The sequence below is a fragment of the Leucobacter sp. HNU genome (assembly GCF_047946755.1).
Taxonomy (GTDB): domain Bacteria; phylum Actinomycetota; class Actinomycetes; order Actinomycetales; family Microbacteriaceae; genus Leucobacter.
Genome location: NZ_CP178837.1, coordinates 934478 through 960543, shown reverse-complemented (window position 1 = coordinate 960543; position 26066 = coordinate 934478). Strand labels below are relative to the sequence as shown.

The 26066-nt window shown below is 70.0% G+C and carries 25 protein-coding genes and 1 pseudogene; 4 read left to right on the top strand and 22 right to left on the bottom strand.

Annotated elements, in window-relative coordinates:
- Positions 1–198: 198 nt before the first annotated feature.
- A complete protein-coding gene (locus AB3K78_RS04625) occupies positions 199–1788 on the bottom strand; it encodes an RsmB/NOP family class I SAM-dependent RNA methyltransferase (protein WP_416446566.1) in 1590 nt (529 codons plus the stop codon).
- Positions 1785–2708 carry a methionyl-tRNA formyltransferase gene (locus tag AB3K78_RS04620; protein ID WP_416446564.1) on the bottom strand — a complete coding sequence of 308 codons (924 nt, stop codon included), beginning with the start codon at positions 2706–2708 and terminating at the stop codon, positions 1785–1787. The genes AB3K78_RS04625 and AB3K78_RS04620 overlap by 4 nt, the downstream gene beginning before the upstream one ends.
- Positions 2709–2942: 234 nt before the next feature.
- On the opposite strand from AB3K78_RS04620, the gene trpB reads away from it, so the two are divergent.
- A complete protein-coding gene (trpB, locus tag AB3K78_RS04615) occupies positions 2943–4175 on the top strand; it encodes a tryptophan synthase subunit beta (protein ID WP_416446562.1) in 1233 nt (410 codons plus the stop codon).
- A 1-nt stretch (position 4176) separates the two neighbouring features.
- On the opposite strand, the gene AB3K78_RS04610 is transcribed toward trpB, so the two are convergent.
- The 5 genes from AB3K78_RS04610 to AB3K78_RS04590 all read right to left on the bottom strand — a co-directional run bounded on the left by AB3K78_RS04610 (position 4177) and on the right by AB3K78_RS04590 (position 9014).
- The gene (locus AB3K78_RS04610; protein ID WP_416446560.1) at positions 4177–4587 is read right to left on the bottom strand and encodes a DUF1622 domain-containing protein; all 411 of its coding nucleotides are present in this window, start codon (positions 4585–4587) and stop codon (positions 4177–4179) included.
- A 41-nt stretch (positions 4588–4628) separates the two neighbouring features.
- The gene (locus AB3K78_RS04605; protein ID WP_416446558.1) at positions 4629–6644 is read right to left on the bottom strand and encodes a hypothetical protein; all 2016 of its coding nucleotides are present in this window, start codon (positions 6642–6644) and stop codon (positions 4629–4631) included.
- A complete protein-coding gene (gene metK, locus AB3K78_RS04600) occupies positions 6641–7843 on the bottom strand; it encodes a methionine adenosyltransferase (protein WP_416446556.1) in 1203 nt (400 codons plus the stop codon). The genes AB3K78_RS04605 and metK overlap by 4 nt, the downstream gene beginning before the upstream one ends.
- Before the next feature lie 158 nt (positions 7844–8001).
- A complete protein-coding gene (gene rpoZ / locus AB3K78_RS04595) occupies positions 8002–8304 on the bottom strand; it encodes a DNA-directed RNA polymerase subunit omega (RefSeq protein WP_046455342.1) in 303 nt (100 codons plus the stop codon).
- Between the two features lie 56 nt (positions 8305–8360).
- The gene (locus tag AB3K78_RS04590) at positions 8361–9014 is read right to left on the bottom strand and encodes a hypothetical protein (RefSeq protein WP_416446554.1); all 654 of its coding nucleotides are present in this window, start codon (positions 9012–9014) and stop codon (positions 8361–8363) included.
- Between the two features lie 114 nt (positions 9015–9128).
- Here AB3K78_RS04590 and AB3K78_RS04585 point away from each other — a divergent pair, with 114 nt between their 5' ends.
- Positions 9129–9995 carry an acyl-CoA thioesterase gene (locus tag AB3K78_RS04585; protein WP_416446552.1) on the top strand — a complete coding sequence of 289 codons (867 nt, stop codon included), beginning with the start codon at positions 9129–9131 and terminating at the stop codon, positions 9993–9995.
- Positions 9996–10182: 187 nt separating this feature from the next.
- Here AB3K78_RS04585 and AB3K78_RS04580 read toward each other — a convergent pair whose 3' ends face one another.
- Positions 10183–10650: an acyl-CoA thioesterase gene (locus AB3K78_RS04580; RefSeq protein WP_416446550.1), complete on the bottom strand. Its 468-nt coding sequence runs from the start codon at positions 10648–10650 to the stop codon at positions 10183–10185.
- Positions 10651–10741: 91 nt separating this feature from the next.
- Positions 10742–12421 (bottom strand): energy-dependent translational throttle protein EttA, encoded by a 1680-nt coding sequence (gene ettA / locus AB3K78_RS04575; RefSeq protein ID WP_099724807.1) that lies wholly within the window; start codon positions 12419–12421, stop codon positions 10742–10744.
- A 113-nt stretch (positions 12422–12534) separates the two neighbouring features.
- Between ettA and AB3K78_RS04570 the strand changes: the two genes are divergently transcribed.
- Positions 12535–13338 (top strand): aminoglycoside 3'-phosphotransferase, encoded by an 804-nt coding sequence (locus AB3K78_RS04570; protein ID WP_416446548.1) that lies wholly within the window; start codon positions 12535–12537, stop codon positions 13336–13338.
- Between the two features lie 6 nt (positions 13339–13344).
- Here the strand turns inward: AB3K78_RS04570 and AB3K78_RS04565 are convergent, their stop codons facing one another.
- The gene (locus AB3K78_RS04565) at positions 13345–13770 is read right to left on the bottom strand and encodes a DUF6993 domain-containing protein (protein WP_416447303.1); all 426 of its coding nucleotides are present in this window, start codon (positions 13768–13770) and stop codon (positions 13345–13347) included.
- Positions 13771–14147: 377 nt separating this feature from the next.
- Between AB3K78_RS04565 and ssb the strand changes: the two genes are divergently transcribed.
- A complete protein-coding gene (ssb, locus tag AB3K78_RS04560; protein WP_416446546.1) occupies positions 14148–14849 on the top strand; it encodes a single-stranded DNA-binding protein in 702 nt (233 codons plus the stop codon).
- Between the two features lie 45 nt (positions 14850–14894).
- Here ssb and msrA read toward each other — a convergent pair whose 3' ends face one another.
- The 12 genes and pseudogenes from msrA to ftsZ form a co-directional block, all read right to left on the bottom strand.
- Positions 14895–15419 carry a peptide-methionine (S)-S-oxide reductase MsrA gene (gene msrA / locus AB3K78_RS04555; protein ID WP_416446544.1) on the bottom strand — a complete coding sequence of 175 codons (525 nt, stop codon included), beginning with the start codon at positions 15417–15419 and terminating at the stop codon, positions 14895–14897.
- Complete coding sequence (nadE, locus tag AB3K78_RS04550; RefSeq protein ID WP_416446542.1) at positions 15416–16261, bottom strand: ammonia-dependent NAD(+) synthetase; 846 nt, start codon at positions 16259–16261, stop codon at positions 15416–15418. The genes msrA and nadE overlap by 4 nt, the downstream gene beginning before the upstream one ends.
- Positions 16262–16270: 9 nt before the next feature.
- On the bottom strand, positions 16271–19816 hold the full coding sequence (gene dnaE, locus AB3K78_RS04545; RefSeq protein WP_416446540.1) for a DNA polymerase III subunit alpha: 3546 nt from the start codon (positions 19814–19816) through the stop codon (positions 16271–16273).
- An 85-nt stretch (positions 19817–19901) separates the two neighbouring features.
- Complete coding sequence (locus tag AB3K78_RS04540) at positions 19902–20270, bottom strand: TraR/DksA family transcriptional regulator (RefSeq protein ID WP_416446538.1); 369 nt, start codon at positions 20268–20270, stop codon at positions 19902–19904.
- Positions 20267–20848: a GNAT family N-acetyltransferase gene (locus AB3K78_RS04535; protein ID WP_416446536.1), complete on the bottom strand. Its 582-nt coding sequence runs from the start codon at positions 20846–20848 to the stop codon at positions 20267–20269. The genes AB3K78_RS04540 and AB3K78_RS04535 overlap by 4 nt, the downstream gene beginning before the upstream one ends.
- A 41-nt stretch (positions 20849–20889) precedes the next feature.
- Entirely contained in the window at positions 20890–21807 is a 918-nt protein-coding gene (locus tag AB3K78_RS04530; RefSeq protein WP_416446534.1) for an RluA family pseudouridine synthase, read from the bottom strand.
- Positions 21807–22430: a signal peptidase II gene (gene lspA, locus AB3K78_RS04525; protein WP_416446532.1), complete on the bottom strand. Its 624-nt coding sequence runs from the start codon at positions 22428–22430 to the stop codon at positions 21807–21809. The genes AB3K78_RS04530 and lspA overlap by 1 nt, the downstream gene beginning before the upstream one ends.
- A gap of 8 nt (positions 22431–22438) precedes the next feature.
- A complete protein-coding gene (locus AB3K78_RS04520) occupies positions 22439–23053 on the bottom strand; it encodes a DivIVA domain-containing protein (RefSeq protein ID WP_416446530.1) in 615 nt (204 codons plus the stop codon).
- 137 nt (positions 23054–23190) lie between these two features.
- Entirely contained in the window at positions 23191–23478 is a 288-nt protein-coding gene (locus AB3K78_RS04515; RefSeq protein WP_416446528.1) for a YggT family protein, read from the bottom strand.
- Positions 23479–23482: 4 nt separating this feature from the next.
- Positions 23483–23965, bottom strand: coding sequence for a cell division protein SepF (locus AB3K78_RS04510; RefSeq protein WP_416446526.1), 483 nt, complete (start codon positions 23963–23965; stop codon positions 23483–23485).
- 37 nt (positions 23966–24002) lie between these two features.
- A complete protein-coding gene (locus tag AB3K78_RS04505) occupies positions 24003–24707 on the bottom strand; it encodes a YggS family pyridoxal phosphate-dependent enzyme (protein WP_416446524.1) in 705 nt (234 codons plus the stop codon).
- A 2-nt stretch (positions 24708–24709) separates the two neighbouring features.
- Positions 24710–25920: pseudogene (ftsZ, locus tag AB3K78_RS04500) on the bottom strand (cell division protein FtsZ).
- Between the last annotated feature and the right edge of the window lie 146 nt (positions 25921–26066).

Below are 26066 nucleotides of genomic sequence, written 5' to 3'. Positions count from 1 at the left end.
AACCTACTGGCACCCGCAATCAGAATGCAAATCCGGATCTTGCATACCGGATTTCACGCGCCCCGCGAACCCGTGCTCTCACTCGCCCAGCAACCGGACGCAGGCGTGCCGAAATGACCCGAACGCGGGTTATGGGGGCCCGTAACCCGCGTTCGGGTCATCTCGACGAGGCCTCAGCGGGCGGCTGCCGCCCGACCCTCAGCTCCGCCGGCGCAGCAGCGCGATGAACATCGCGTCGGTGCCGTTGCGGTGCGGCCACAGCTGTGCGCTCCGCGCGTCGCCCGCGAGATCCAGGGGTTCGCGCGCGATGCGGTTCAGCACCGCCTTCGCGTCGAGCTCCTCCAGTTCGGAGCGCTTCGCCAGCAGCCGGTCGAGCACGACCCGGGTCTCGGCGAGGTGCGGCGAGCAGGTCACGTACGCGAGCAGGCCGTCGTCGGCGAGGTGGTCCGCGGCGGCGTCGAGCAGCTCGGCCTGGAGCCGGGTCAGCTCGGGCAGGTCGCTCGGCGCCTTGCGCCAGCGCGCCTCGGGGCGTCGACGCAGCGCGCCGAGTCCGGAGCAGGGCGCGTCGACCAGGATCCGGTCGTAGCGGCGCGTACCGCCGTTCGCCGGTCCGCCGTCGCCGAACGCCTCGGGCTCCCGACCGTCGTGCGAGACGACGTGAACCGCGTCGGAGGATGCCACGACCGCGCGGCGCACGAGCTCGGCGCGGTGCTCGGCCACCTCGTTGGCGCGCAGCTCGGCGCCCATCAGCTCGGCCTCCGCCGCGAGCACCGCGGTCTTGCCGCCCGGCCCCGCGCACAGATCCAGCCACTGCTCCCCCGCGCGGATCTCACTCGCGCGCAGCAGCGCCAGCGCGGCGAGCTGCGAGCCCTGGTCCTGCACGCGGAGCGTGCCCTCGGGAAGGTCGAGATCGTCGATCGCACGACCGGGATCCCCGCCCGCGAGTTCGAGGCCGAGGGGCGACGGGCCCGCGACCGCGATCCCGGCCTCACCGCCGAGCGCCTCGGCGGTGTCGACGTCGATGCCCGACCCCGGAAGCAGCGCGAGGCTGACCCGGGGCGCACGATTGTCGGCGGCGAGCAGCGCGTGGAGCTCGTCGACGCGGCCCTCGGCGGCGAGCGCATCGCGCAGCGCGCGCAGGATCCAGCCCGGGTGGGAGGTGCGCGCCGCGAGCGCGGCGTCGGCGGACGGCGCTTCGGCGTCGATCCGGTCGTTCCATTCGGCGTCGGTGGATCGGCTGATGGCGCGCAGGACCCCGTTGACGAATCCGGCGCCTGCGGCGTTCGCGACCAGGCGCTGCAGCTCGACGCTCTCGTTGAGGGCGGCGTGGTCTGCGGTGCGCATCGCGAGCAGCTGGTGGGCGCCGAGGCGGAGCACGTTGCGGGTGCGCGGGTCGATCCGATCCATCTCGCGGGACGAGGCGAGCTCGATGATGCGGTCGTAGCGGCCACGTCCGCGCAGGGTGCCCGAGACGAGTTCGGTGACGAACGCGGCGTCGCGGGGGTTCAGTCCGGCCTCGCGGATGCGGGCGGGCAGGGCCAGGTTGGCGTAGGCCTCGCGCTCGTCGACGTCGCGGAGCACGTCGTAGGCGGCGAGGCGCGCGGCAGAGACCCGGCCGGCGGGCCGATGCTCCCGCGGACCGGGTCGCCCCCGGTCGTTCCCGGAGTTCCCGCGGCCGCGTCCGCTGCCGTCTCCGTTCGGGCGTCCGGCGTTCCGGTGCCGGCCTCCGCGGTTCGCCCGGTTCCCTCGGCTGCCGCGGCCGCCCTGGTTCGCGTGCTCCGCGCTCATGCGAGCACCGCCGATCCCCCGCGGCCGCGCAACCAGGCGGCGCCGTCCATCGCGGCCTTGCCCGCCGGCTGCACGCGCACGAGTTCGAGGGATCCGTCGGCGAGGCGCAGGATCGCGCGCCCGTCGATCAGCTCGACGGTACCGGCACCGTCGGCTCCCGCAGCGGCGTCGTCGGCGGCTCGGCGCACCTCGTGCAGCTTGAGGGGCTGCTCGTCGTAGTGGGCGTAGGCGCCCGGCTCGGGGGTCATGCCCGCCCACTTGGCGAGCACCTCGCGGGTGGGACGTGAGAGGTCGAGGCGGCCGTCCTCCCGGCCGAGCTTGTGCGCATAGCTCGCCTCGCCCGCCTGAGGCTCGCCGCTGAGGGATCCGTCTGCGAGGCCCGTGATCGCCGCGACGAGCGCGCCGGTGCCGAATTCGGCGAGGTCGGCGAGCGCGGCACCCGCGGGGGTGCCCGCGGGGAACTCCCGCGCGTCACGCGTCAGCACGTCGCCGGCATCGAGCGCCTCGACCAGGCGGAACACCGTCACGCCGAGGTTCTGCTCGCCCGCTTCGAGGGCGCGCTGCACGGGTGCCGCACCGCGCCACCGGGGCAGTTCCGAGAAGTGGAGATTGATCCAGCCGTGGGCGGGCAGCGAGAGCAGCGGTTCTCGCACGAGTCCGCCGTAGGCGACGATCACGCCGAGGTCCGCCTCGAGCGATGCGGCCCACTCGGTGGCATCGGCCCCGAGCCGATTGGCCTTCAGCACCGGCAGGCCGAGCTCTTCGGCGGCGAGCGCCACGGGCGAAGGAGTCAGTACCCGCTTGCGTCCCAGGGGCGCGTCCTCCCGGGTGATCACGCCGACGACCTCGTGGCCTGCGGAGACGACCGCTCGAAGACTGGGCACGGCGAACTCGGGAGTTCCGGCGAAGAGGATGCGCATCCCCCCATTCTCGCATCCCGGTGGGCCGCGAGTCCTCGTGCGGGCGCTCGCCCGAGCTCTCGAGCTTGCCCGACGGCCTCGGAGTGCTCTACGATCGCCCCATGCATATCGCGAATCAGTGGTGGGCCGCCTAGGCGGTCTCGACCTCGCGCATCTGCATGCATTTCCGACACCGTCTCTCGTAGGCGGTGTTTTTTCGTCTCGAGTGGCGCAATGACGCAAAGGACCTCTCCAATGACACACCCCACCACGACTTCCGCCGACGACTCGTCCGTGTCCCCCTACCGCGCCGACGGCGCCGGGTACTTCGGCGAGTTCGGCGGCGCGATCCTTCCGCCGTTCCTCGCGGCCCCCATGGCCGAGGTCGCCGAGGCCTACGAGGCCGCCCGGCAGGATCCCGAGTTCCTGCGGCAGTACCAGGATCTGCTGTCGAAGTACGTCGGCCGCCCCTCGCTGCTGTACTTCGCCGAGAACCTGACGAACCGGCTCGGGGGCGCGAAGGTCTACCTGAAGCGCGAGGACCTCAACCACACCGGTGCGCACAAGATCAACCACACGCTCGGTGAGGCGCTGCTCGCGAAGCGGATGGGCAAGACCAAGGTGATCGCCGAGACGGGAGCCGGGCAGCACGGCGTCGCGCTCGCGACCGCAGCCGCGCTCGTCGGTCTCGAGTGCGAGATCCACATGGGCGCCATCGATGTGGCCAAGCAGCACCCCAACGTGGTCCGCATGGAACTGCTCGGCGCCAGGGTCGTGCCCGTCGAGCGCGGGGGCCGCTCGCTGAAGGAAGCGGTCGATTCGGCGTTCGAGGTCTACGCCGCGTCGCCCGACGAGTACCTCTTCGCCATCGGCTCCGTCGTCGGCCCGCATCCGTTCCCGTCGATGGTGCGCGATTTCCAGTCGGTCGTCGGGCGGGAGGCGCGGGCCCAGATCCTGGAGGCAGAAGGGCGCCTCCCCGATGCGCTCGTCGCCTGCGTCGGCGGCGGATCGAACGCCATGGGCCTGTTCGACGCGTTCCTCACCGACGAGTCGGTGCGCGTGATCGGGGTCGAACCCGCCGGCGAGGGCCTCGACACCGACCGGCACGCGGCGACCATGACGAAGGGCGTCGTCGGCGACCTGCACGGCATGCACACCAAGGTGCTGCTCGACGAGAACGGCGAGCCGGCTCCTGTGCACTCCATCGGATCGGGCATCGACTACCCCGGCGTCGGGCCGCAGCACGCCCACCTGGAGCAGACCGGACGCGGCGAGTACGTGAGCGTCACCGATACCGAGGCGCTCGACGCGTTCCAGCTGCTGACCCGCACCGAGGGGATCATCCCCGCGCTCGAGTCGTCGCACGCGCTGGCGCACGTCGTGAAGCTGGCCCCGCAGCTCGGTCCCGACGCGATCATCATCGCGAACCTCTCGGGCCGCGGCGACAAGGACGTGGACTTCGTCGCGGAGCGGCTCGCGCGGGCGTGAGCTATCGCGCGGGGTCGGCCGCACGCCGGCCCCGCGCGACCTCGGCGGCCAGCACCTCGGCCCCGCTCGTGAGCGCCGCGCGGCGCCACGGGGCCACGCCGTCGATCTCGATCTGGATCGACATGCTGAGCACGGTGCGGATCAGCACGATCAGCCCGAGCACCGCTGCATCCTCCAGCGAGGGCGTCGAGATCGTACGGATGATGTCCGCAGCGACGAAGATCTCGAGCCCGAGCAGGATCGATCCGCCGATCGAGGTCCGCAGTGTCTGGAACGCGGTGCGGCCGCCCCGACCGGCGAGCAGCGCCCGCGCCGACAGCACCAGCGCGATCGCGAACCCCGCGATCATGGCGACCACGCCGAGCACCTCGACGACGGTGACGACTCCCCCGAACCAGGATTCGATGCTCATGGCCTCAGCGTAGCCCGCGGGCGCAGCGGGTGCCGCCGGGACTAGCCGTCGAAGACTCCCCGGTCGTCGAATCGCAGGCGCAGTGCTTCCGGCCGGGCGCGCCCGGGCGGCCGACCGCGAGTGCGTGCGGAGGATCCCGCGGCATCGGCGACGAGCACACCGCGCAGCCGGCGCGCGACCTCGGCACCGAGCCCGTAGTCGAAGCGCACGATGAGGCGTACGATGCCGGGAACCTGCTCGTACCCGCTCGGCCCGCGAGCCGGAACCGGGCCGAGCACGTCGATGCCGGGGACGGACGGGTCCTGCGCGCCGAGATCCCTGATGGACGCGAGCGCGCGTTCGACCTCCGCGGTTCCGCCCGTCACGCTCGCGACTCGGACCGCGGGGGGATACCGGAGCGCGTGCCGGTCGTGCAGCTCGGCCGAACGCCACTCCTCGGTGCGCCCGGTGACGAAGGCCTGCACGGTCGGACCGCCGCCGGACGCGACGACGCACTGCCCGTCGGGGGCGGCGAGCGCGGCGGCGTTCTCCCACCAGCGCATACAGTCCTCGGCGGCGCGCAGGGACTCGATTCCGAGCAGCCGTTCGGCATCGAGCAGCACGACCGCGCGATAGCCGCCCGCCGCGATCGGTTCGGCGCCGCGCGTCGCCACGACGAGTGCCGGGCGCGCGTCGACGCGCTCGCGCGGATGCTCTCCGTCGCTGAGCAGCACACGCGCGTCGGAGAACTGCCGCTCGAACTGCTCGACGGTGCGCTGGGATCCCATGCCGCGCTCGGTGAGCACGGTCCCGTCGCACGTCGCGCACTGCCACGGACGCGCGGGCTCGCCGCACCAGCGGCAGGCGGCGACGCCGGCTGATCGGAAGCCGATGGGCCCGGCGCAGGCACGGCAGCGGGCGACGTCGCCGCACGAAGCGCAGACGGCGATGGGCGCGTAGCCGGGGGTGGCGACCTGCACGAGCACCGGCCCGCGGCGGGATTCCTGCCGGATGATGCGCGCGGCGAACTCGGGCACGCGGCCCGCGAAGGCGTCGGGCGTCATCGAGGCGTCGGCGTGCACCACGCGGGTGCGCCGGGGCGGGAGGCGCTGGGGCTGGACGTAGCCGATCTCGACGAGGCGCTGGATCTCGGCGCTGCGGGAGTGCGCGGCGAACAGGAGCCCCGCCCCGGACTGCCCGGCTCGCACGAGCGCGGCGTCACGCGCGTGGACGTAGGGTGCCAGCGGTTCGGCGAGCACGGGATCGCCGTCGTCCCACATCAGGATCGCACCGAGCTCGTGCGCCGGTGCGTAGACGGCAGAACGGTTACCGATGATGATCCGCGGCTCCGGGTCGAGCGCGCGCAGGAACGCCGCGTAGCGTTCACCCTTCGACTGCCGGGCGTCGAGCCGCACGACGCCCGCGTGCCCGAGCGAGGCGAGCGCGTCGCGCAGCTGGTCGAGATCGCGGTAGTCGGGCAGCACGACGATCGCGCTGCGACCCTCCGCGTGCACGGCGAGCGCCGCCCGCGCGAGCTGCAGGCTCCAGCCACCGACCCACTCGCCCGTGCCGAGCCGGATCGGGCCGTGCGAGGCGTCGACGGCGAGACGCGCCCCGCCCGTCAGCAGACCGGCGAGTTCCGTATCCGCGGCTTCGGCCGCGAAGGGCGTGTCGTGCTCCCCCGGGTCGGGCGCGGTGCCCGCGAGGTGCTGCTTCTCGACCCGCACCTGCCGTGTCGGGATCGCGAGACGCAGAATGTCGCCGGCGCTGCCCGCGGCACGGTCCGCGACCGCGCGCGCCAGCCGCCACACCTCGGGGGTGAGCGTCGGCAACGGACTGACGATCTCGGCGATCTGCGCCAGCTCGCCGCCGAAGTCGCTCTGCTCGGCGAACTCGATCACCGTGCCGAAGCTCTTGCGGTTCTGCGAGCGGAACGGAACCCGAACGCGCTGGCCCGCCCGGATCTCGTCGGCGAGCTCGCCCGGGATCGCGTAGTCGAACAGATGGTCGAGCTGCGGCAGGCTCGTGTCGAGCAGGATCCTGGCGACCCTGCGGCCGGCAGCACCCTCGGCGGTCACGCCGCGTCGATCCCTGCGGCCGCTCGCAGCTCGGCGACGCGGGGCGTCGCCTCCCAGGTGAAGTCGGGCAGCTCACGACCGAAGTGCCCGTAGGCGCTCGTCTGCGCGTAGATCGGGCGGATCAGGTCGAGATCGCGGATGATCGCCAGCGGGCGCAGATCGAAGACCTGGCGGACCGCCGCCTCGATGCGGTCGAGCGGCACGGTCTCGGTGCCGAAGGTCTCGACGTAGAGGCCGACCGGGTGGGCGCGACCGATCGCGTAGGCGACCTGCAGCTCCGCGCGCTTCGCGAGGCCCGCACGCACCACGTGCTTCGCTACCCAGCGCATGGCGTACGCGGCCGAACGGTCGACCTTCGACGGGTCCTTGCCGCTGAATGCGCCGCCGCCGTGGCGGCTCGCCCCGCCGTAGGTGTCGATGATGATCTTGCGACCGGTGAGACCCGCGTCGCCCATGGGTCCGCCGATGACGAACGGGCCGGCAGGATTGATGAACAGCTCGGCGTTGCCGCTCGCGAGCTCGACGCGCTCGAGCACGGGGCGGATGACCTCGCGCTCGACCGCCTCGCGCAGCGCCGCCTGCGAGATGTCGGCCGAGTGCTGGGTCGAGACCACGACGGCCTCGACGCTGACCGGACGATCGCCATCGGTGCCGATGGTCACCTGGGTCTTGCCGTCGGGACGCAGCTCGGGCAGGATTCCGTGCTTGCGCACCTCGGTGAGGCGCTCCGCCATGCGGTGCGCGATCCAGCTCGGCAGCGGATGCAGCTCGGGGGTCTCGTCGGTGGCGTAGCCGAACATGATGCCCTGATCGCCCGCACCCTGCTGGTTCAGCGCGTCGTCATCGGTCGTGCCCTCGCGCACCTCGAGCGAGGCGTCGACACCGTTCGCGATGTCGGGCGACTGCTGGCCGATGGAGACGGACACGCCGCAGGAACCGGCGTCGAAGCCCATGTCGGAGCTCGTGTAGCCCACGTTGCGCACCGCATCGCGCACGATCTGCGGGATCTCGACGTAGCCCGTGGTCGACACCTCGCCCGCGACGTGCACGAGCCCCGTCGTCACCAGGGTCTCGACTGCGACGCGCGCTCCCGGATCCTGCTCGAGCAGCGCGTCGAGAATCGAATCGGAGATGCGATCGCAGATCTTGTCGGGGTGCCCCTCGGTGACGGACTCCGAGGTGAACTGGCGAAGGGACACGATGGGCTCCTCTGTGGGAAGTGGCTGAGTGCGGACTGGTGCACGGGCGGACGCTGCAGCTCGCGGTCGGCGCCGAGCGGGGTCGGCGCTCGGAAAAACGACAGCGGCGCCGGAACAGCCCCAAGGCTATCCGACGCCGCCGACATCGTTGCTGCGGGTTACTCCGACAGCTCTTCGGCCGAGTCCGCCTCAGCGGGGAGTTCCTCGACCGCGGCGCGCTTCGTCATGGTCAGCTTGCCCTCGACGATCTCGTGCAGCGCGATCGACAGCGGCTTGTCGTCGACGGAGGACTCGACGAGCGGGCCCACGTTGTCGAACAGGTTGCCGTCGTGCAGATCGGTGTAGTAGTCGTTGATCTGCCGAGCGCGCTGCGACGCGAAGACGACCAGGGCGTACTTCGAATCCACCTTGGCGAGCAGCTCGTCGATGGGCGGGTCGATGATGCCGTTGACGTTGGCCATGAATACACTCCTCGGGTTGACCGTCCTAGTGTAGCCGAGGATCGGCCGTCACGGGATCACGGTCGGCCGAGACCCCCGCGCACCAGGACGTCGCCGCGGGAGCCCGAGAGCCGGGTCCAGCTGCGCGAGCGGCTGATCCGGAGCACCCGCTCGTCGCGGAGGAACCCGAGCGCGTCGGCCGCGAACGCGGCCGCGGCGGGGATCCCCTCGGCGATGGGGGCGCCCCAGACCTGGGCGCGGACCTTCTGCACGACGGCCTCCCCCGGCTGCTCGGGCAGGGCCTCGGCGACCCGCTGCACGCCCTCGGCGGCGACCGCGGCGAGCGAGGCGGCGTCGATCGAGCCCGCGGCCTCCCATCCGCTCGTCGGAGGCAGCACACCGGCCCAGGCCGCGGCGAGCGTCGCATCGGGCACGTCGAGCTCCCTGCCGAGGACGCCCATCCGAGCGATGCGGTCGAGCAGCGCACGGCTCGCGACGGTGGCGTCCACCGCATCGATCGGAGGCTCGGCAAGCGCGAAGGCGCGCGCGGCGAGCACCACCGGGAGCGGATCCAGGATCCCCGCGGGCGCCTGGGTGCAGCCGAAGACCGCGAGGGTCGATCCGCGGGTCACCATGCGCACCTCCGCACGCCCGGCGCGTTCCAGCCGTTCGAGGAAGATGCGGAGGTCGTCGCGGGTGGCGTGATCGGCGAGGTGGAGCGGTGCGGACATCGACCCCAGCCTAGTCGCGGCGCCCGGGCGGACACCGCGTCGCCTTCCCGGAACGGACCCGCTGCCGGTCATAGACTGAAGCGGACAGCCGTTCCGCGCCGCCAGGAGGTTCCGATGCCCACAGATCCCGATCTCATGACGATGATCTCGGTGCTCGACGCGGGCGCCCGCACCCAGGACGACATCTTCACCGGCCCCGCGCTGCCGACGCCCCACGGGCGCTCGTTCGGCGGCCAGGTGCTCGGCCAGGCCATCTCGGCGGCGGGGGCCACGGTGCCCGACGACCGCGAGATCCACTCGATGCACGCCTACTTCCTCCGCCCGGGCGACAGCATCGAGCGCATGACCTTCGAGGTGGCCCGCCTGCACGACGGACGGTCGTTCTCGACGCGGCGCACGCAGGCCTACCAGGGCGGCGAAGTGCTCATGTCGATGATCGCCTCGTTCCAGTCCGACGACGACGGGCTCGAACATCAGGATCCCATCGACCTGAGCGGCGTCGTGCCGCCCGAGGACCTGCCCGCGGTGTGGGAGAAGTACGGGCACCTGGCCGACGGCGGGCGCGCGTCCTGGATCCTCAACCGGCCGTTCGACTTCCGCTACGTCGAGTCCGACATCCTGCTCGAGGTGCCCGAGCGCACCTCGAAGCAGCGGGTCTGGATGCGCAGCCGCGACACCTTCGAGGGCGGATCGCTGCAGCACTGCGCCGCGCTGGCCTTCGCGAGCGACTACCTGCTGGTCGAACCCGTCGCCCGTCGCCACGGCATCCCCTGGGCGACTCCGGGCATGCGCGCGGCGAGCCTCGACCACGCGATGTGGTTCCACCGGCCGTTCCGCGTCGACGATTGGCTGCTCTACGAGCTCGAATCCCCCACCGCGCAGGGCGGGCGCGGGCTCTCCACCGGACGCTTCTACGACCGCTCGGGTGCGCTCGTCGCGTCGGTCTCCCAGGAGGTCACGGTCCGGCTGCCTCGGGGGTAGGCGGGAATCCCCTGTCACGTTTCGCGTGCTCGGCGGCGTGTGCGGGCCTCGCCACCGCTGAAGCGCTTTGCTCCAGAAGGAGATTCGGCTTCAGAAGGAGCACCCTGCAGGAATTCGTCCGTCTGAAGCCGGATCTCCTACTGGAGGTCAGCGCTCGTGCCGAGCCGAGCTCGGCCCGGGCGCGGGGTCAGCGGCGCCCGAGCCGCAGCGGTTCGTCCATCCAGGCCTCGACCGACTCGCGGCCCTCGCCCGAGAGGCGCATGGGCCGCAGGGTCTTCCCGTCGACGATCACGACGACGGTGATCGCGCGCGCGACGACGGTTCGCTCCGCCTGGGAGCCGTCGACGATCTCGTAGTGCACCTCGAGCGAGGACCCGCCGAGCTTGCCGATCCAGAGTTCGACGGTGATCGGCTGCTCCGCGTATTCGAGCACGCGCAGGAACTCGATCTGCTGGCTCGCGACCAGCATCTTCGGCCCGTCGGGATCGTCCCCACGGAAGTGCCGTTCCATGCCGGTGCGCTCGCGTCCGCTGCCCAGCCAGAAGGTGCGCACGCGCGCTTCTTCGAGGTAGCGGGCGTAGGCGACGTTGTTCACGTGCCCGTACGCGTCCTGATCGCCCCAGCGGAGCTCGAGGTCGACATGGGTGCGCGCCATGCGGGGATCCTTCCAGTCGAGGTGAGTCGGTGTGCGCTCGAAACCGCGACGGGGCGCAACCGTTGCGGTTGCGCCCCGTCGCCGGAGAGCGTCAGTTGCGCGTGAGCTTGCGGTAGTGGCTGCGCGACGGGTTCGCCGCGTCGGGCCCGAGCCGCTCCAGCTTGTTCGCCTCGTACGCCTCGAAGTTGCCCTCGAACCAGTGCCAGTTCGCGGGCTCCTCCTCGGTGCCTTCGTAGGCGAGGATGTGCGTCGCGATGCGGTCGAGGAACCACCGGTCGTGGGTGATGACCACGGCGCAGCCGGGGAACTCGAGCAGCGCGTTCTCGAGCGACTGCAGGGTCTCGACATCGAGGTCGTTGGTCGGCTCGTCGAGGAGCAGCAGGTTGCCGCCCTGCTTGAGCGTCAGCGCGAGGTTCAGTCGGTTGCGCTCACCGCCCGAGAGCACGCCGGCCTTCTTCTGCTGATCCGGTCCCTTGAACCCGAACTTCGACACGTAGGCGCGCGAGGGGATCTCGGTCTTGCCGACCGTGATGATGTCGAGTCCGTCGGACACGACCTCCCACAGCGTCTTCTCGGGGTCGATGTTGGCGCGGTTCTGATCGACGTAGCTGATCTGGACCGTCTCGCCGATCTTCAGGTCGCCGCCGTCGAGCGGCTCGAGGCCGACGATGGTCTTGAAGAGCGTGGTCTTGCCGACGCCGTTCGGGCCGATCACGCCGACGATGCCGTTCGGCGGCAGCGAGAACGAGAGGCCGTCGATGAGCGTGCGATCGCCGAAGCCCTTCTGGAGCCCCTTCGCCTCGATGACGATGTTGCCGAGACGCGGACCCGCGGGGATCTGGATCTCCTCGAAGTCGAGCTTCCGCGTGCGCTCCGCCTCGGCCGCCATCTCTTCGTAGCGCGCCAGACGCGCCTTCGACTTGGCCTGGCGGCCCTTGGTGTTCGAACGCACCCAGTCGAGCTCTTCCTTCAGGCGCTTCGCGAGCTTCGCATCCTTCTTGCCCTGGATGTCGAGACGCTCGGCCTTCTTCTCGAGGTAGGTCGAGTAGTTGCCCTCGTAGGGGTACAGGCGCCCGCGATCGACCTCGGCGATCCACTCCGCGACGTTGTCGAGGAAGTAGCGATCGTGCGTGATCGCGATGACCGCACCGGGGTACTTCTGCAGGTGCTGCTCGAGCCAGAGCACGCTCTCGGCGTCGAGGTGGTTGGTGGGCTCGTCGAGGAGCAGCAGATCGGGCTTCTGCAGCAGAAGTTTGGTGAGCGCGACACGGCGACGCTCGCCGCCCGACAGCGGGCCGATCGCGGCGTCGGCCGGCGGCGTGCGCAGCGCGTCCATCGCCTGTTCGAGCTGGTTGTCGAGATCCCACCCGTCGGCAGCGTCGATCTCCTCCTGCAGGGTGCCCATCTCGGCGAGCAGTGCATCGAAGTCGGCGTCCGGCTCGGCCATCAGCGCGGAGATCTCGTTGAAGCGATCGACCTTGGCCTTGATCTCGATGCCGTCCTGGATGTTCTCGAGCACGGTCTTCGACTCGTCGAGCTCGGGCTCCTGCATGAGGATGCCGACCGAGAAGCCCGGTGCGAGCGCGGCCTCGCCGTTCGACGGGGTGTCGAGGCCCGCCATGATCTTGAGGATGGTCGACTTGCCGGCGCCGTTGGGACCGACCATGCCGATCTTTGCTCCGGGCAGGAACGCCATGGTCACGTCGTCGAGGATGAGCTTTTCGCCGACCGCCTTGCGGGCGCGAACCATCTGGTAAATGTACTCGGCCATATGTTTCCCGGGCGCGGGCGCCCCGAACTCCTTGTGCTCTGGTCTGATGAGAATCGCCTCTACTCTAGCCGCCCGCACCGACATCTCCCGAGGGGAACTGGCAGCATGGAGCGATGACTGAGCGAGCGCTCGCGGGATCCCCCGCCGAACCGGTCGAAGCCCCCGACGCGATCCTGGATCGATCGTCCGGATCCCTCGAGACGGTGTGGGAGAACGAACTCGGCGGTCTGACCTTCCGCGACCGCTCGGCCGCGCGCTATCTCAAATGGGTCGCAGCGGGCACTCCGGAACTCGACCTCGACGCGGAGGCCGCACGGCTGGTCTGGGCCGCCGAGCAGGGCGCCCGGGTACCCCGCGTCATCGAGTCGGGCTCGGACCCGAGCGGATCCTGGCTGATCACCGCCGCGCTTCCGGGCCATTCGGCGGTCGCACCACGATGGATCGCCGAGCCCGAGACCGCCGCCCGAGCCATCGGTGCCGGCCTGCGGGATCTGCACGATCGGCTGGACGCCTCGACCTGCCCCTTCGACTGGTCGATCGAGCAACGCCTCGTTCAGGTCGAGGAACGGCTGACTCGCGGGACCGGCCCTGCGGAATGGGCACCGGAGCACCGCGCTCTCACGATCGGCGAGGCGCGGGACCTCCTGCGCAGCGCTCCCCCGGTCGACGATCCCGTCGTCTGCCACGGAGACGCCTGCGCACCGAACACCCTGCTCGACGAGACCGGCGCGTTCCTCGCCCACGTCGATCTCGGCGCGCTCGGCACGGCCGACCGCTGGGCGGACCTGGCGATCGCATCATGGAGCACGGTCTGGAACTTCGGTCCGGGTTACGAGGACGCCGTCTACGCCGGCTACGGAGTCGACCCCGATCCCGAGCGGATCGCCTACTACCGGCTGCTCTGGGATCTCAGTTAGCTCGGATCAGAAGTCGATCGGCCGGGTCTTGCCGATCAGGCAGATGTCCTTGTTGGGGCCGATCGCCGCGACCTGGTCGACGGAGAAGCTGCGGTCGGTCGTCGAGATCTGGCCGATGAGGCAGCCCTGCCCGATCCGCACCGAGACGTAGATGTAGTCGGCGACGAGGTCGGTCTTGGTCTTGTCGAAACTGACCTGCATCGCCTGCTTGTCGAAGCCGGCCTTGGCGACGGCCTGCACGACCGGTTCGCCCTGCACCGCCTCCTTGCCCGTCGAGAACGCGCGGATCACCTCGGTGAAATAGGGCTCGTTCTGCTCGGCGGTGCCGCCGGGGATCAGCTTCGGCGCTTCCTTGGGCGGAGCCGGGGTAGTGCGCGCCGGAGTCTCGGGAGTCGGCCCTTCGAAGATCGCGCAACCGCTCAATATCGGCACTCCGACAAGCAGCCCTGCGGCGAGAACGGCGGACGCGCCCGCACGGAATCGACGGGGGCGATGGGGGGAAGCACTGCTCACCCGGCTCAGTGTACGGGGTCGGCGTGGGAGAAACCGGCACGGCGTGTTCTGCCGTCCGCCCCACCGGTCCGGCCTTCCGCGTCGGTCTGCCGGCCCGGCCCTTCTCCGCTCACAGGTCGCTTCGGGACGGGATCATCTCGGATCTCGTCCACATTCCCGCGCTCTCGCGCTCCGCGACCCGGTCGGGTTCCACACTGGAGACCGGTGGGAGCGGCGGCCCTCGAAGCTCAGCACCCACCGTCACTTATCGAGCAGCCCGCACCTTCGGCCGGGCGCAACTGCAGAGGAGGACCCTCATGAGCACCCCCATCTCCGTCGTCGGCACCATCGCGACCGTCCCGAAACTCATCCGTACGGGCGCGGGCGTTCCCCTGTGCTCGTTCCGGCTCGCGAGCAGCGAGCGCCGCTACGACCGCGAGCGCGGCGATTGGGTGGAGAGCGGGACGAACTGGTACTCGGTCACCGCGTTCCGTTCACTGGCAGAGCACTCGCACTACTCGTTCCAGAAGGGCGACCGCGTGCTGGTCAGCGGCCGGCTCCGGGTCCGCAACTGGGAGAACAAGGAACGCAGCGGAACCTCGGTCGAGATCGAGGCGGATGCGCTCGGCCACGAGCTGCGCTGGGGCACTTCCCGCTTCGCGAGGCAGGCCCCGGGGCAGCGCGGCGGCGCAATCGTGACGTCGCTCCCGGTCGCAGGATCCGCCGGATCTCCCGGATCTCCCGGATCTCCCGAGTCGCCCGAGTCTCCCGAGGCTCCCGAGGCTCCCGGCCAGGATGTGGAGCAGTCCGCGGATTCCACGGGGCCGACGGCCCCCGGCTCCCTGGGATCTTCCGATCCGGTCGAGGACTCCGGCGCGGCGGCGTGGACCGTGCCCGGTGCCGGAGTCCCGGCATCCGCCTTCGAAGCGGCCGGTTCTGCCGGCTCGACAGACCCGACGGGTTCGGGAGTTCCGGAGGCCATCGATGACGACGGAGAGGAGCTTCCGCTCGCATCCTGAGCGCCGGAGCCTCGGCGCGAGGCGTGCGCATGCGCCGGGGGCGACTCAGGCGAGGTACTCGCTGAAAGAAGCGCGGATCTTGCTCACCTTGGGCGCGGCCACGGCGAGGCAGTATCCCTGGGTGGGGTTCTTCGCGAAGAAGTCCTGGTGTTCCTCGGGCGCCGGGTAGATGGGGCCGAGCGGCTCGATCGCGGTCACGATCTCGCCCGGCCACCACTCGGCGGCGCGATCCCGCGCGGCGATGAAACGAGCGCGCTGCTCGTCATCGCGCGGGAACATCGCCGAGCGGTACTGGGTGCCGACATCGGCGCCCTGTCGGTTCAGCTGCGTGGGATCGTGCATCGTGAAGAAGGCGTCGAGCACCACATCGGCCGGCAGCACCGACTCGTCGAAGGTCACCACGACCGCCTCGGCGTGGCCGGTGCTGCCGGTGCAGACCTCCGCGTAGCTCGGGTGCTCGGTGCGGCCGCCCGTGAACACGGAGGCGACGTCCGTGACGCCGCGCAGTGCACGATAGGCGGCATCGAGGCACCAGTAGCAGCCGCCGGCCAGCACGTAGCTCGTCGTCATCGGGTGCCGCCCGCGTTCGCGCGCCACCAGTCGTCATCGGGCCCGACGGGCTGGCGCCGCTTGTGCTCGGTGCCGCGGTAGCGGCGTTCGAGGTTCTCGGCCGCGGCCTCCGGCACGTTCTCGCCGCGCAGGTACGCGTCGATCACCGGGTAGCTCACACCGAGGCTCGACTCGTCCGACTGACCGGGTTCGCCGTCGAGCAGATCGGCGGTGGGGACCTTCTGCCAGAGCCGCTCAGGTGCGCCGAGCTGCTGCAGCATGGCGGCGCCCTGCCCCTTGGTGAGACCGGCGAGCGGCACGACGTCGGCCGCGCCGTCGCCGAACTTGGTGAAGAAGCCGGTGATCGCCTCGGCCGCGTGATCGGTTCCGATGACGAGGAGCCCTCGGTCGCCCGCGATCGCGTACTGCGCGATCATACGCATGCGCGCCTTCACGTTGCCCTTCGTGAAATCGGTGGTCGCCTCGCCCAGTGCGGCATCCACCGAGTCCACGATGCCGTCGACGCCCGGCGCGATATCGATCGCGACCGCGCGGTCGGGACGGATGAAGGAGAGTGCGAGCTGCGCGTCGTCCTCGTCGTGCTGCACCCCGTAGGGCAGCCGCACCGCGACGAATTCGGCCTCGACCCCCTCGCCGCGCAGTCGTTCGACCGCCAGCTGGGCCAGACGGCCGGCCAGGGACGAGTCCTGCCCGCCCGAGATGCCGAGCACGAAGCCGCGCACACCGGGCACGGCTCGCGCGTAGTCGACGAGGAAGCTCACTCGACGCTCGATCTCGACCGCAGGGTCGACCTCCGCTCGGGCGCCGAGCGCCTCCTGGATCCGGTGCTGAAGTTCACGCATGACGCCAGCCTACGCCCCGGGCTCCGAGAGGCAGCGCGGACCCAGCAGCCCCTTCAGCTCCCCGTAGAGGTCCGAGGTGATGCGGACCGGGAACGGCAGGTCGAAGACGCGCACGCTCGTCGAGGTCAGCAGATGCAGCCGGACCTCGCTCTCGCCGCGGTGCCGCTTCAGCGTGCCCTTCAGCTCGTGCATGAGGTCCTCCGTCGCCCGCTGGTCGGGCAGCGTCAGCATGAGCGTGCTCGCGTCGTCCTGCACCGCCGCGTCGATCGGCTTGACGCCGTAGGCGTGCATCGACATGCCGTCGTCACGCGCGTTCACCTTGCCGCGCAGCGCGACGATCGAGTCCGGCTGCAGCAGGCTGCCGAACTCCTGGTAGGACTTGCCCATGAAGAGGGCCTGCACCTCGCCCGTGAAGTCCTCGATGGTGACCATGCCATAGAGGTTTCCCGACTTCGCCGTGCGGTGCTGCACGCTCGTGAGCAGCCCCGCGACGGTGACGATCTCGCCGTCGAGGTGGGACTCCGGGTTCGTGACGCGCTCGATCGAGTCGCTCGCCTCCTTCGCCAGCGCCGCCTCGAGGCCTCGCAGCGGGTGGTCGGAGACGTAGAGGCCCAGCATCTCGCGCTCGAACGCGAGCTTGTCCTTCTTGGTCCACTCGGGTCGGTCGGGAACCTGCGAGACGGTCTCGCCAGCGTCGCCCTGCTCCTCCGCCGCCTCGGCGAAGAGGCTGTCGAAGTCGAATCCGACGTTGCCGTGCTCCGCGTCGCGCTTCTCCTTCACCGCGCTCTCGATCGACTGCTCGTGGATCTCGACCAGCGCGCGACGGGTGCCGCCGAGGCCGTCGAACGCGCCCGCCTTGATCAGCGACTCCACCGTGCGCTTGTTCAGCACCGTGATCGAGCACTTCTTCAAGAAGTCGTGGAAGGTCTCGAACCGACCCTTGCTCTCGCGCGCCTCGCGGATCCCCTCGACCACGTTCGTACCGACGTTGCGAATCGCTCCGAGACCGAAGCGGATGTCGTCGCCGACGGCGGAGAAGTTCGCGAATGAGTCGTTGACGGCCGGCGGCAGCACCTTGATGCCCATGCGACGGCACTCGTTGAGGTAGAGCGCGAGCTTGTCCTTCGAATCGCCGACGCTCGTGAGCAGCGCGGCCATGTACTCCGCCGGGTAGTGCTCCTTCAGGTACGCGGTCCAGTAGCTGACGACACCGTACGCTGCGGAGTGGGCCTTGTTGAAGGCGTAGTCGGAGAACGGCAGCAGAATGTCCCAGAGCGCCTTGATGGCCGCCTCGGAGAAGCCGCGCTCCTTCATGCCGCCCGAGAAGCCCTCGTACTGCTTGTCGAGCTCGGACTTCTTCTTCTTGCCCATCGCGCGGCGGAGGATGTCGGCCTGGCCGAGCGAGAAGCCGGCCACCCGCTGGGCGATCGACATGACCTGCTCCTGATAGATGATCAGGCCGTAGGTCGTCTCGAGGATGTCCTTCAGCGGTTCCTCGAGCTCGGGGTGGATCGGGGTGATGGGCTGCAGGCCGTTCTTGCGCAGCGCGTAGTTGGTGTGCGAATCCGCCCCCATGGGACCCGGCCGGTAGAGCGCGAGCACCGCCGAGATGTCCTCGAAGTTGTCGGGCTTCATGAGTCGGAGCAGACCGCGCATGGGACCGCCGTCGAGCTGGAACACTCCGAGCGTGTCGCCGCGGGCGAGCAGTTCGTAGGATGCCGCGTCGTCGAGCTCGAGGCGCTCGAGGTCGAGCTCTTCGCCCCGGTTGAGGCGGATGTTCTCGAGCGCGTCGGAGATGATGGTGAGGTTGCGCAGCCCCAGGAAGTCCATCTTGATCAGGCCGAGGCCCTCGCAGGTCGGGTAGTCGAACTGCGTGACGATCTGGCCGTCCTGCTCGCGCTTCTGCAGCGGGATGATGTCGATCAGCGGATCGCTCGACATGATGACGCCCGCGGCGTGCACGCCCCACTGCCGTTTCAGGCCTTCGAGGCCGAGCGCCGTGTCGTAGACGAGCTTCGCCTCGGGGTCCTCGGTGAGGACGGCCCGGAACTCGGCCGCTTCCTTGTAGCGGGGGTGCTCGGGGTCGGTGATGCCGGAGAGCGGGATGTCCTTCGCCATCACGGCCGGCGGCATCGCCTTCGTGAGCTTCTCGCCCATGCCGAACGGGAAACCGAGCACGCGCGAGGCGTCCTTCAGCGCCTGCTTGGACTTGATCGTTCCGTAGGTGACGATCTGCGCCACGCGCTCGTCGCCGTACTTCTCAGTGACGTACTTGATCACCTCGCCGCGACGGCGATCGTCGAAGTCGACGTCGAAGTCGGGCATCGAGACGCGGTCCGGGTTGAGGAACCGCTCGAAGATGAGGCCGTGCTGCAGCGGGTCGAGATCGGTGATGCGCATGGCGTACGCGACCATGGAGCCTGCGCCCGAACCTCGGCCGGGGCCCACCCGGATGCCGTTGTCCTTGGACCAGTTGATGAAGTCCGCGACCACGAGGAAGTAGCCGGGGAAGCCCATCTGCGTGATGACGCCGATCTCGTACTCGGCCTGCTTGCGCACCGCGTCGGGGATGCCGTTGGGGTAGCGGTAGTGGAGTCCCTTCTCGACCTCCTTGACGAACCAGCTGTCCTCGGTCTCGCCGTCGGGAACGGGGTAGCGCGGCATGTAGTTGGCCGTCGTATTGAACTCGACGTTGCAGCGCTCGGCGATGAGCAGCGTGTTGTCGCACGCGTCCGGGAAGTCCCGGAAGATGTGGCGCATCTCGGCCGCGGTCTTGAGGTAGTAGCCCGAGCCGTCGAACTTGAAGCGGTTCGGGTCGTCGAGCCGGGAGCCCGACTGGACGCAGAGCAGTGCCGAGTGGGCTTCCGCGTCGGCCTCGTGCACGTAGTGGAGGTCGTTCGTGGCGACGAGGGGGATCTTGAGGTCGCGGGCGATCTTGATGAGGTCCGACTGCACCCGGCGCTCGATGTCGAGTCCGTGGTCCATGAGCTCGCAGAAGAAGTTCTCTCGGCCGAAGATGTCCTGGAACTCCGCAGCGGCCTGCCTGGCCTCGTCGTACTGGCCGAGGCGCAGGCGGGTCTGGATCTCGCCCGAGGGGCAGCCCGTGGTGGTGATGAGCCCCTTGCCGTAGGTCTGCAGCAGTTCGCGGTCCATTCGGGGCTTGAAGTAGTAGCCCTGCATGGAGGAGTAGCTCGACAGCCGGAAGAGGTTGTGCATGCCCTCGGTCGTCTCCGAGAGCATGGTCATGTGGGTGTACGCGCCGGCACCCGACACGTCGTCGCCACCGCCGTTGCCCCAGCGCACGCGCGTCTTGTCGGTGCGGTGCGTCCCGGGCGTGAGGTAGGCCTCGATGCCGATGATCGGGTTCAGCCCGCGATCCTTCGCCTGCCGCCAGAAATCGAACGCGCCGAAGGTGTTGCCGTGGTCGGTGACCGCGATGGCGGGCATGCCCTGCGCGGCGGCGGCGTCCATGAGCGGCCCGACGCGCGCGGCCCCGTCGAGCATCGAGTACTCGCTGTGCACGTGCAGATGCACGAACCCGTCGTTCGCTGACACGAATCAGACCCCTTTCGTCGGCCGTCCCAGGGTATCGCGCACCGCTGACAGCGGGCGCGCTCCGGACGCCCGGCCGGTACGGACGCTACCTCGCACGGCGTTCCCCGCAGGGTACGCAGGTGCGGGCGGCCGGGCGCGCCCGCAGCCGCGCGATCGGGATGGGCCTGCGGCACGCCGTGCAGACCCCGTACTCCCCCACCGCCAGGCGGCGTTCGGCTTCCTCGACGTCGCTCAGGTCCTCGCGCGCCGCCTCGAGTCGACCGGTGAGCCTCGACCACTCGGCCGACAGCGGCACGCCCTCCGGATCGTGCTCGTCGTCGTCACTCTCGCTCCTGCGGGCGCGCGCGAGCTCGTCCAGTTCGAGGGAGATCCGCGCGATGCGCGCTTCGGTCCGCGCTCGTAGCGCATCGAGCAGCCCGCGCAGCTCTGCCGAGCCGTGCCCGCCGGCGGTCATCGCTCGTCCCGCAGATCGAGGCGCATGACGACCCGGCGGAAACCGGCCAGCACCGAATCGGTGTCGGCGGCCCAGGAGAACCCGGCCTGCTCGAACACCGCCCGGGTCCCGACATAGGCCATGGTCTGGTGCACCGGCCGGCCGGCATTGTCGACGGGGTACCCCTCGATCGCCGGCGCCCCGTTGGCCCGCGCGAATTCGACCGCCCCGCTCGCGAGCGCATGCACGACGCCCGCGCCGCGGTGCCCCGGACGCACGCGGAAGCACCACAGCGACCACACATCGAGATCGTCGACGTGCGGGATCTTTCGGTTGCGGGCGAAGCTCGTTCCGGCCCGCGGATGCACTGCAGCCCAGCCGACGGGCTCGTCGTCGAGGTACGCCAGCACACCGGGAGGAGGGTCTTCGGAGCACAGACCGCGCACCCGTTCGCTGCGCGCGGGTTCGCGGAGCCGCGTGTTCTCGGCAGAACCGATGCGGTAGCTCAGGCAGAAGCAGACGTTCGACTCGGGTCGTTTCGGCCCGATGACGGCGCGGACGTCGTCGTAGACGTCGGCGGGCCGGATCTCGATTCCCATGCCGGAATCCTAGGCGGCACCGCCGACATCGGCGACGAGCGTCAGTCGGAGAGCACGTCGAGCGCGTGCTGCAGGTCCTCGGGATAGCTCGAGGTGAACTCCACGGGCTCCCCCGTCGCCGGATGCCGGAACCCCAGGCGCATGGCGTGCAGCCACTGCCGGGTCAGCCCCAGTCGCTCCGACAGCTTCGGATCGGCGCCGTACATCGCGTCTCCGACGCAGGGGTGCCGCTGCGCCGACATGTGCACGCGAATCTGGTGCGTGCGCCCCGTTTCGAGGTGGATCTCGAGCAGCGAGGCGTAGGGGAACGCCTCGATCGTCTCGTAGTGGGTGACCGACGGCTTGCCGTCGCTCGTCACGGCGAACTTCCACTCGTGGTTCGGGTGCCGGCCGATCGGCCCCTCGATGGTGCCGGCGAACGGATCAGGATGACCCTGCACGACGGCGTGGTAGATCTTCTCGACCTCGCGCTCCTTGAAAGCGCGCTTGAGCTCGCGATAGGCGTGCTCGCTCTTGGCGACCACCATCAGTCCGCTCGTGCCCGCATCGAGCCGGTGGACGACGCCCTGCCGTTCCGCGGGTCCGGAGGTGGCGATCCGGAAGCCTGCACCCGCCAGCGCGCCGAGCACGGTCGGCCCCTGCCAGCCGAGCGACGGGTGTGCGGCGACACCGGCCGGCTTGTCGACCACGACGATGTCGTCATCGTCGTGCACGATGCCCAGCTCGGGCAGATGCACGGGAACGATCTCGGGTTCGCGTTTCTCGGTCCAGCTCACCTGGAGCCAGCCACCGGCAGCCAGCCGGTCCGACTTGCCGAGCACCCGTCCGTCGAGCTCGACGCCGCCTGCCTCGACCACGGTCGCGGCGAAACTGCGCGAGAAGCCGAGCAGCTTCGCGATGGCGCTATCGGCGCGCTCGCCCGCGAGACCGTCGGGAACGGGAAGGGAACGGTGCTCCATCAGCGGGTCTCCGGCTCGGGATCGGCGCCCGCCGCGGGCGCTTCGGCGCAGTCCGCCCCGGGCTCCGCCTCGCCGCGCTTGCGACGCGGCGAGCCGTCGAGCGGGAGCCCGAACAGCGTCACCAGCACGAACAGCGCCATGCCGCTGCAGATCGCGATGTCGGCGATGTTGTAGATCGCGGGGATCATCCACGGCGTGGAGATGAAGTCGATGACGTGCCCGACCGGGAATCCGGGCGCGCGCGTGAGGCGATCGGTCAGGTTGCCGAGCACGCCGCCGAGCAGCAGACCGAAGAAGGCTGCCCAGAGCAGCGAACCGAGCCGACGGATCTGCCAGAGGATCACGCAGACGACGGCCGTGGCGAGAATCGTGAAGATCCAGGTGGAGCCGCTCGCGAGCGAGAACGCCGCACCCGGGTTGCGCACGAAGTGCCACTGCAGGAAATCGCCGAGCACCGGAACGGTCTGGCCCTCGGGCAGCGTGTCGACGACCCAGTTCTTGACGAGCTGGTCAGCCGCGAACACGACGATCGCGACGACGAACAGGAGCACGGGCACCAGTCGTCGCCGCGAAGCAGGACGGGCGGCGCGAATTCGCGCCGCCCGCTCGGATGCGTCGTTCACGCCCGGGGCTACTGCAGGCCCTCGGGTGCCCCGCCGGGCTCAGGCGAGCCCTCGAGGCCGCGAAGCTGCGACTGGATGTACGAGCGCAGCGTGTTGCGGTACTCGCCCTCGAACTCGCGGAGCTCCTTGATCTTGTTGCGGAACTCGATGCGCTCCTCGCCGAGCAGGCGCAGCTCTTCGGCGCGCTGCTTCTGCGCTTCCTGCACGAGCTGCGCGGAGGTCGCCTCGGCATCGCGGATGAGCTGATCGCGCTTGGCCTCGCCCTCGCTGACGTGCTTGTCGTGCAGTTCGAGCGCGAGCTGCAGCATGGCGCTCGACTTGACGGCGTCGCCCTCGCCGAAGCTCGGGGTGGAGACGGGAGCAGCTGCGGGAGCCGGAGCATCGACCACGATGGTCTGCTCGGACGCCTCGACCTGCGACTCGGACTTGCCGGCCTCGGCCTCGGCGAGCTTCGCGGTCAGCTCTTCGATCTGCTTGCGCAGCTCGGCCTTCTCTTCTTCGTGCTGGCGCAGTTCTGCCGCGATCTGATCCAGGAAATCGTCGACCTGGTCAACCTCGTAGCCATCACGGAATTTGGTGATGGAGAACTCGTGATTCAGAAGGTCTTCGGGTGTCAGTGACATTCGTGGATCTCTTTCGCTTCGGTTCCACTTCGGTGGGATGGGAACCACGGTAGCAAACAATCGCTCGGCTTCGCCCAGGGAGTTCGCAGGGCGTCACCTCGCGGGTGCGTGCGGGGACGGAGGTTCGGGAGAGAAGTTCAGGGGAGGATCGCGAGCAGGATCCAGCAGCTCAGCATCGTCAGCATCCAGCCGAGATCGAGCGCGACCGCACCCAGGCGGATCGGCGGCAGGATCTTCCGGAACATCCGGATCGGCGGATCGGTGACCGTGTACACGGCCTCCACCACCGCGAGCCACACGCCGCGCGGCCGGAAACGCGGGTTGAGCACGCGCACCCAGTCGAGCACGAAACGCGCCCAGAGGATGAAGACGTACGTCTGCAGCAGGATCCTCAGCACGAGGCCGAGGATCGCGAGGATCGCCACCGCGCTAGGCGGAGGGGCTCACGAAGAAGGAGCCGGTCTCCGACCCCGCATCCTCGTCGCTGGCCGTCGCGATGTGCTCCGGCGACAGCAGGAAGACCTTGCTCGTGACGCGCTCGATGCGCCCGCGGAGCCCCATGGAGAGGCCGCTCGCGAAGTCGATCAGGCGCTTGGCGTCCGCATCGTTCATGCGCGAGAGGTTCAGGATCACGGGAATCCCGTCGCGGAAGCTCTCGGCGATCGCGGCCGCATCGCGGTACTCGCTGGGGTGCACCGTGAGGATCTCGTTCATCGCGGGCGCCACGGGCACGCGGGTCGGAGTGACCTTGCGCAGCGGGGTGACCGGGGCCTTCTGCGCCGCGGGGCGCGGGGCTGCGGCGGGCGCTGCGGTCTCGGCGGCGGGCGCCGGGGCCGGGCGGTCGCCGGTCTCCTCCAGCTCGTCCTCGGCGAGTCCGAGGAACACCATGGTCTTCTTCAGCGGGTTGCTCATGTTCTACTCCCTACACGCTTGCGCGGTTACTTCGAGGCTAACCGGCCGCCGGCCGGTTTCCGGTGATTGCGCTGCCGATACGAAGGTGTGTCGCGCCGGCCGCGATCGCCTCGGCGAAGTCATGGGTCATTCCCGCGGAGATCGCGGTCGCCTCGGGAGCCAGGGCGACGACCCGATCCGAGTATCCGCGGAGCCGTTCGAAGGCGCGGGCCGCCTGCTCCTCTTCCGGCAGGGGCGCGACCGCCATGACCCCGCGAAGACGCAGGCTGGGCGTCTCGAGCACGCGCTCGGCGAGGTGCTCCAGCTCGTCGGGCGCGGCACCGCCGCGGCCGGGATCGTCGGTGAGATTGACCTGCAGGAACGCGTCCACCGTGCGATCGATCCCCGAGAGCGCATCGACGAGGCGTTCCCGGTCGATCGAATGGATCGCGTCTGCGTAGCGGGCCGCCTGCCGCGCCTTCTTCGTCTGCAGCTGACCGATGAAGTGCCAGCGCAGGTCGAGATCGGCGAGCTCCGCCGCCTTGTCCTGCGCCTCCTGATGCCGATTCTCGCCGACGTCGCGTACGCCGAGCGCCGCCAGGTCGGCGACGAGGCTCGCGGGATGGAACTTGGTGACCACGATGAGCGTCAGATCCTCCGCCGACCGGCCGGCGGCGCGGGCCGCCTCGCCGATCTGCTCGGTAACGCCGGCGAGCCGGGCCGCGAGTGCGGTCCGGCTCGCTTCGACAGCTTCCGCGTCCATGCTCAGCGCAGGAACTCGGGGATGTCGAGGTCGTCGTCGTCGACGCCGTCGAAGGCGGGATCGACCATCCGCGCCTCGAGGGGCGGGTTCGAGATGGCCTCGCCGAACTCGGCCTCCCCCGTGGAGGCGGCGGCCCCGACGGTCGCGGGCTCGGCCGCGGGCGACTCGACCGCCGCGAGCGGACGCGAGCTCTCGTCGTTGGCCTCGGCGCGCGCCGCACGACGCGAGCGGTCCGAGCGCCGCGGCGGGTTCTGCTGCGCGGCGACCGGCTCCGAGTCGAAGCCCGCGGCGATGACGGTCACGCGGACCTCGTCGCCGAGCGTGTCGTCGATGACGGTACCGAAGATGATGTTGGCCTCGGCATGGACCACGTCCTGCACGAGCGAGGACGCCTCGTAGATCTCGCTGAGCGCGAGGTTGGAGGAGCCCTGGATCGAGAGCAGCACGCCGTGCGCGCCCTCGATCGATGCCTCGAGCAGCGGGGAGGCGACCGCGAGCTCCGCGGCCTTGATGGCGCGATCGGCGCCGCGCGCGGAACCGATGCCCATGAGCGCGGAACCGGCGCCCTGCATGACGGACTTCACGTCGGCGAAGTCGAGGTTGATGAGGCCCGGAGTGGTGATGAGGTCGGTGATGCCCTGCACGCCGGCGAGCAGCACCTGGTCGGCGGCGGCGAACGCCTCGATCATGCTGATACCCGGCTCGCTGATCTCGAGCAGGCGGTCGTTGGGCACCACGATGAGGGTGTCCACGGCTTCGCGGAGCGCGTTGACGCCCGAATCCGCCTGCGCGGCGCGGCGGCGCCCTCGAAGCTGAAGGGACGGGTCACCACGCCGATGGTGAGCGCGCCGATCGACTTGGCGATCCGCGCCACGACGGGAGCGGCACCGGTTCCGGTACCGCCGCCCTCGCCCGCGGTGACGAACACCATGTCCGCGCCGGTCAGCGCTTCCTCGATCTCGTCGGCGTGATCCTCGGCCGCTCGGCGCCCGACCTCGGGATCCGCCCCCGCTCCGAGACCTCGGGTGAGCTCGCGACCCACGTCGAGCTTGACGTCAGCATCGCTGAGCAGAAGCGCCTGGGCATCGGTGTTCACCGCGATGAACTCGACGCCCTTCAGGCCGAGCTCGATCATGCGGTTCACCGCGTTGACGCCGCCGCCGCCGACACCGACGACCTTGATGACGGCCAGGTAGTTCTGGTTCGTTGACACTGTGGGTCCTCCCCCTCAACCTTCAACCTCTACCTCAAGGTGAAAGTTAGTATCCGGGTATACATTTCGGGCGGTTCCCAAGGTACGGCGACAGGCCCCGCAGCCACCGGCGACACACCGGCGCGGCCGAATCTCCGCGAGAAACC

What these genes read in the sequence shown, in the direction of transcription:
- AB3K78_RS04540 (WP_416446538.1), bottom strand. Translation starts at nt 20,270, where the DNA reads ATGACCGCCGGCGGGCACGGCTCGGCAGAGCTGCGCGGGCTGCTCGAT.
- AB3K78_RS04520 (WP_416446530.1), bottom strand. Translation starts at nt 23,053, where the DNA reads ATGTCACTGACACCCGAAGACCTTCTGAATCACGAGTTCTCCATCACC.
- AB3K78_RS04585 (WP_416446552.1), top strand. Translation starts at nt 9,129, where the DNA reads ATGCCCACAGATCCCGATCTCATGACGATGATCTCGGTGCTCGACGCG.
- AB3K78_RS04625 (WP_416446566.1), bottom strand. Translation starts at nt 1,788, where the DNA reads ATGAGCGCGGAGCACGCGAACCAGGGCGGCCGCGGCAGCCGAGGGAAC.
- rpoZ (WP_046455342.1), bottom strand. Translation starts at nt 8,304, where the DNA reads ATGGCCAACGTCAACGGCATCATCGACCCGCCCATCGACGAGCTGCTC.
- AB3K78_RS04610 (WP_416446560.1), bottom strand. Translation starts at nt 4,587, where the DNA reads ATGAGCATCGAATCCTGGTTCGGGGGAGTCGTCACCGTCGTCGAGGTG.
- AB3K78_RS04620 (WP_416446564.1), bottom strand. Translation starts at nt 2,708, where the DNA reads ATGCGCATCCTCTTCGCCGGAACTCCCGAGTTCGCCGTGCCCAGTCTT.
- AB3K78_RS04580 (WP_416446550.1), bottom strand. Translation starts at nt 10,650, where the DNA reads ATGGCGCGCACCCATGTCGACCTCGAGCTCCGCTGGGGCGATCAGGAC.
- AB3K78_RS04535 (WP_416446536.1), bottom strand. Translation starts at nt 20,848, where the DNA reads ATGGGAATCGAGATCCGGCCCGCCGACGTCTACGACGACGTCCGCGCC.
- ettA (WP_099724807.1), bottom strand. Translation starts at nt 12,421, where the DNA reads ATGGCCGAGTACATTTACCAGATGGTTCGCGCCCGCAAGGCGGTCGGC.
- ssb (WP_416446546.1), top strand. Translation starts at nt 14,148, where the DNA reads ATGAGCACCCCCATCTCCGTCGTCGGCACCATCGCGACCGTCCCGAAA.
- AB3K78_RS04505 (WP_416446524.1), bottom strand. Translation starts at nt 24,707, where the DNA reads ATGGACGCGGAAGCTGTCGAAGCGAGCCGGACCGCACTCGCGGCCCGG.
- trpB (WP_416446562.1), top strand. Translation starts at nt 2,943, where the DNA reads ATGACACACCCCACCACGACTTCCGCCGACGACTCGTCCGTGTCCCCC.
- AB3K78_RS04510 (WP_416446526.1), bottom strand. Translation starts at nt 23,965, where the DNA reads ATGAGCAACCCGCTGAAGAAGACCATGGTGTTCCTCGGACTCGCCGAG.
- AB3K78_RS04530 (WP_416446534.1), bottom strand. Translation starts at nt 21,807, where the DNA reads ATGGAGCACCGTTCCCTTCCCGTTCCCGACGGTCTCGCGGGCGAGCGC.
- AB3K78_RS04590 (WP_416446554.1), bottom strand. Translation starts at nt 9,014, where the DNA reads ATGTCCGCACCGCTCCACCTCGCCGATCACGCCACCCGCGACGACCTC.
- msrA (WP_416446544.1), bottom strand. Translation starts at nt 15,419, where the DNA reads ATGACGACGAGCTACGTGCTGGCCGGCGGCTGCTACTGGTGCCTCGAT.
- AB3K78_RS04570 (WP_416446548.1), top strand. Translation starts at nt 12,535, where the DNA reads ATGACTGAGCGAGCGCTCGCGGGATCCCCCGCCGAACCGGTCGAAGCC.
- nadE (WP_416446542.1), bottom strand. Translation starts at nt 16,261, where the DNA reads ATGCGTGAACTTCAGCACCGGATCCAGGAGGCGCTCGGCGCCCGAGCG.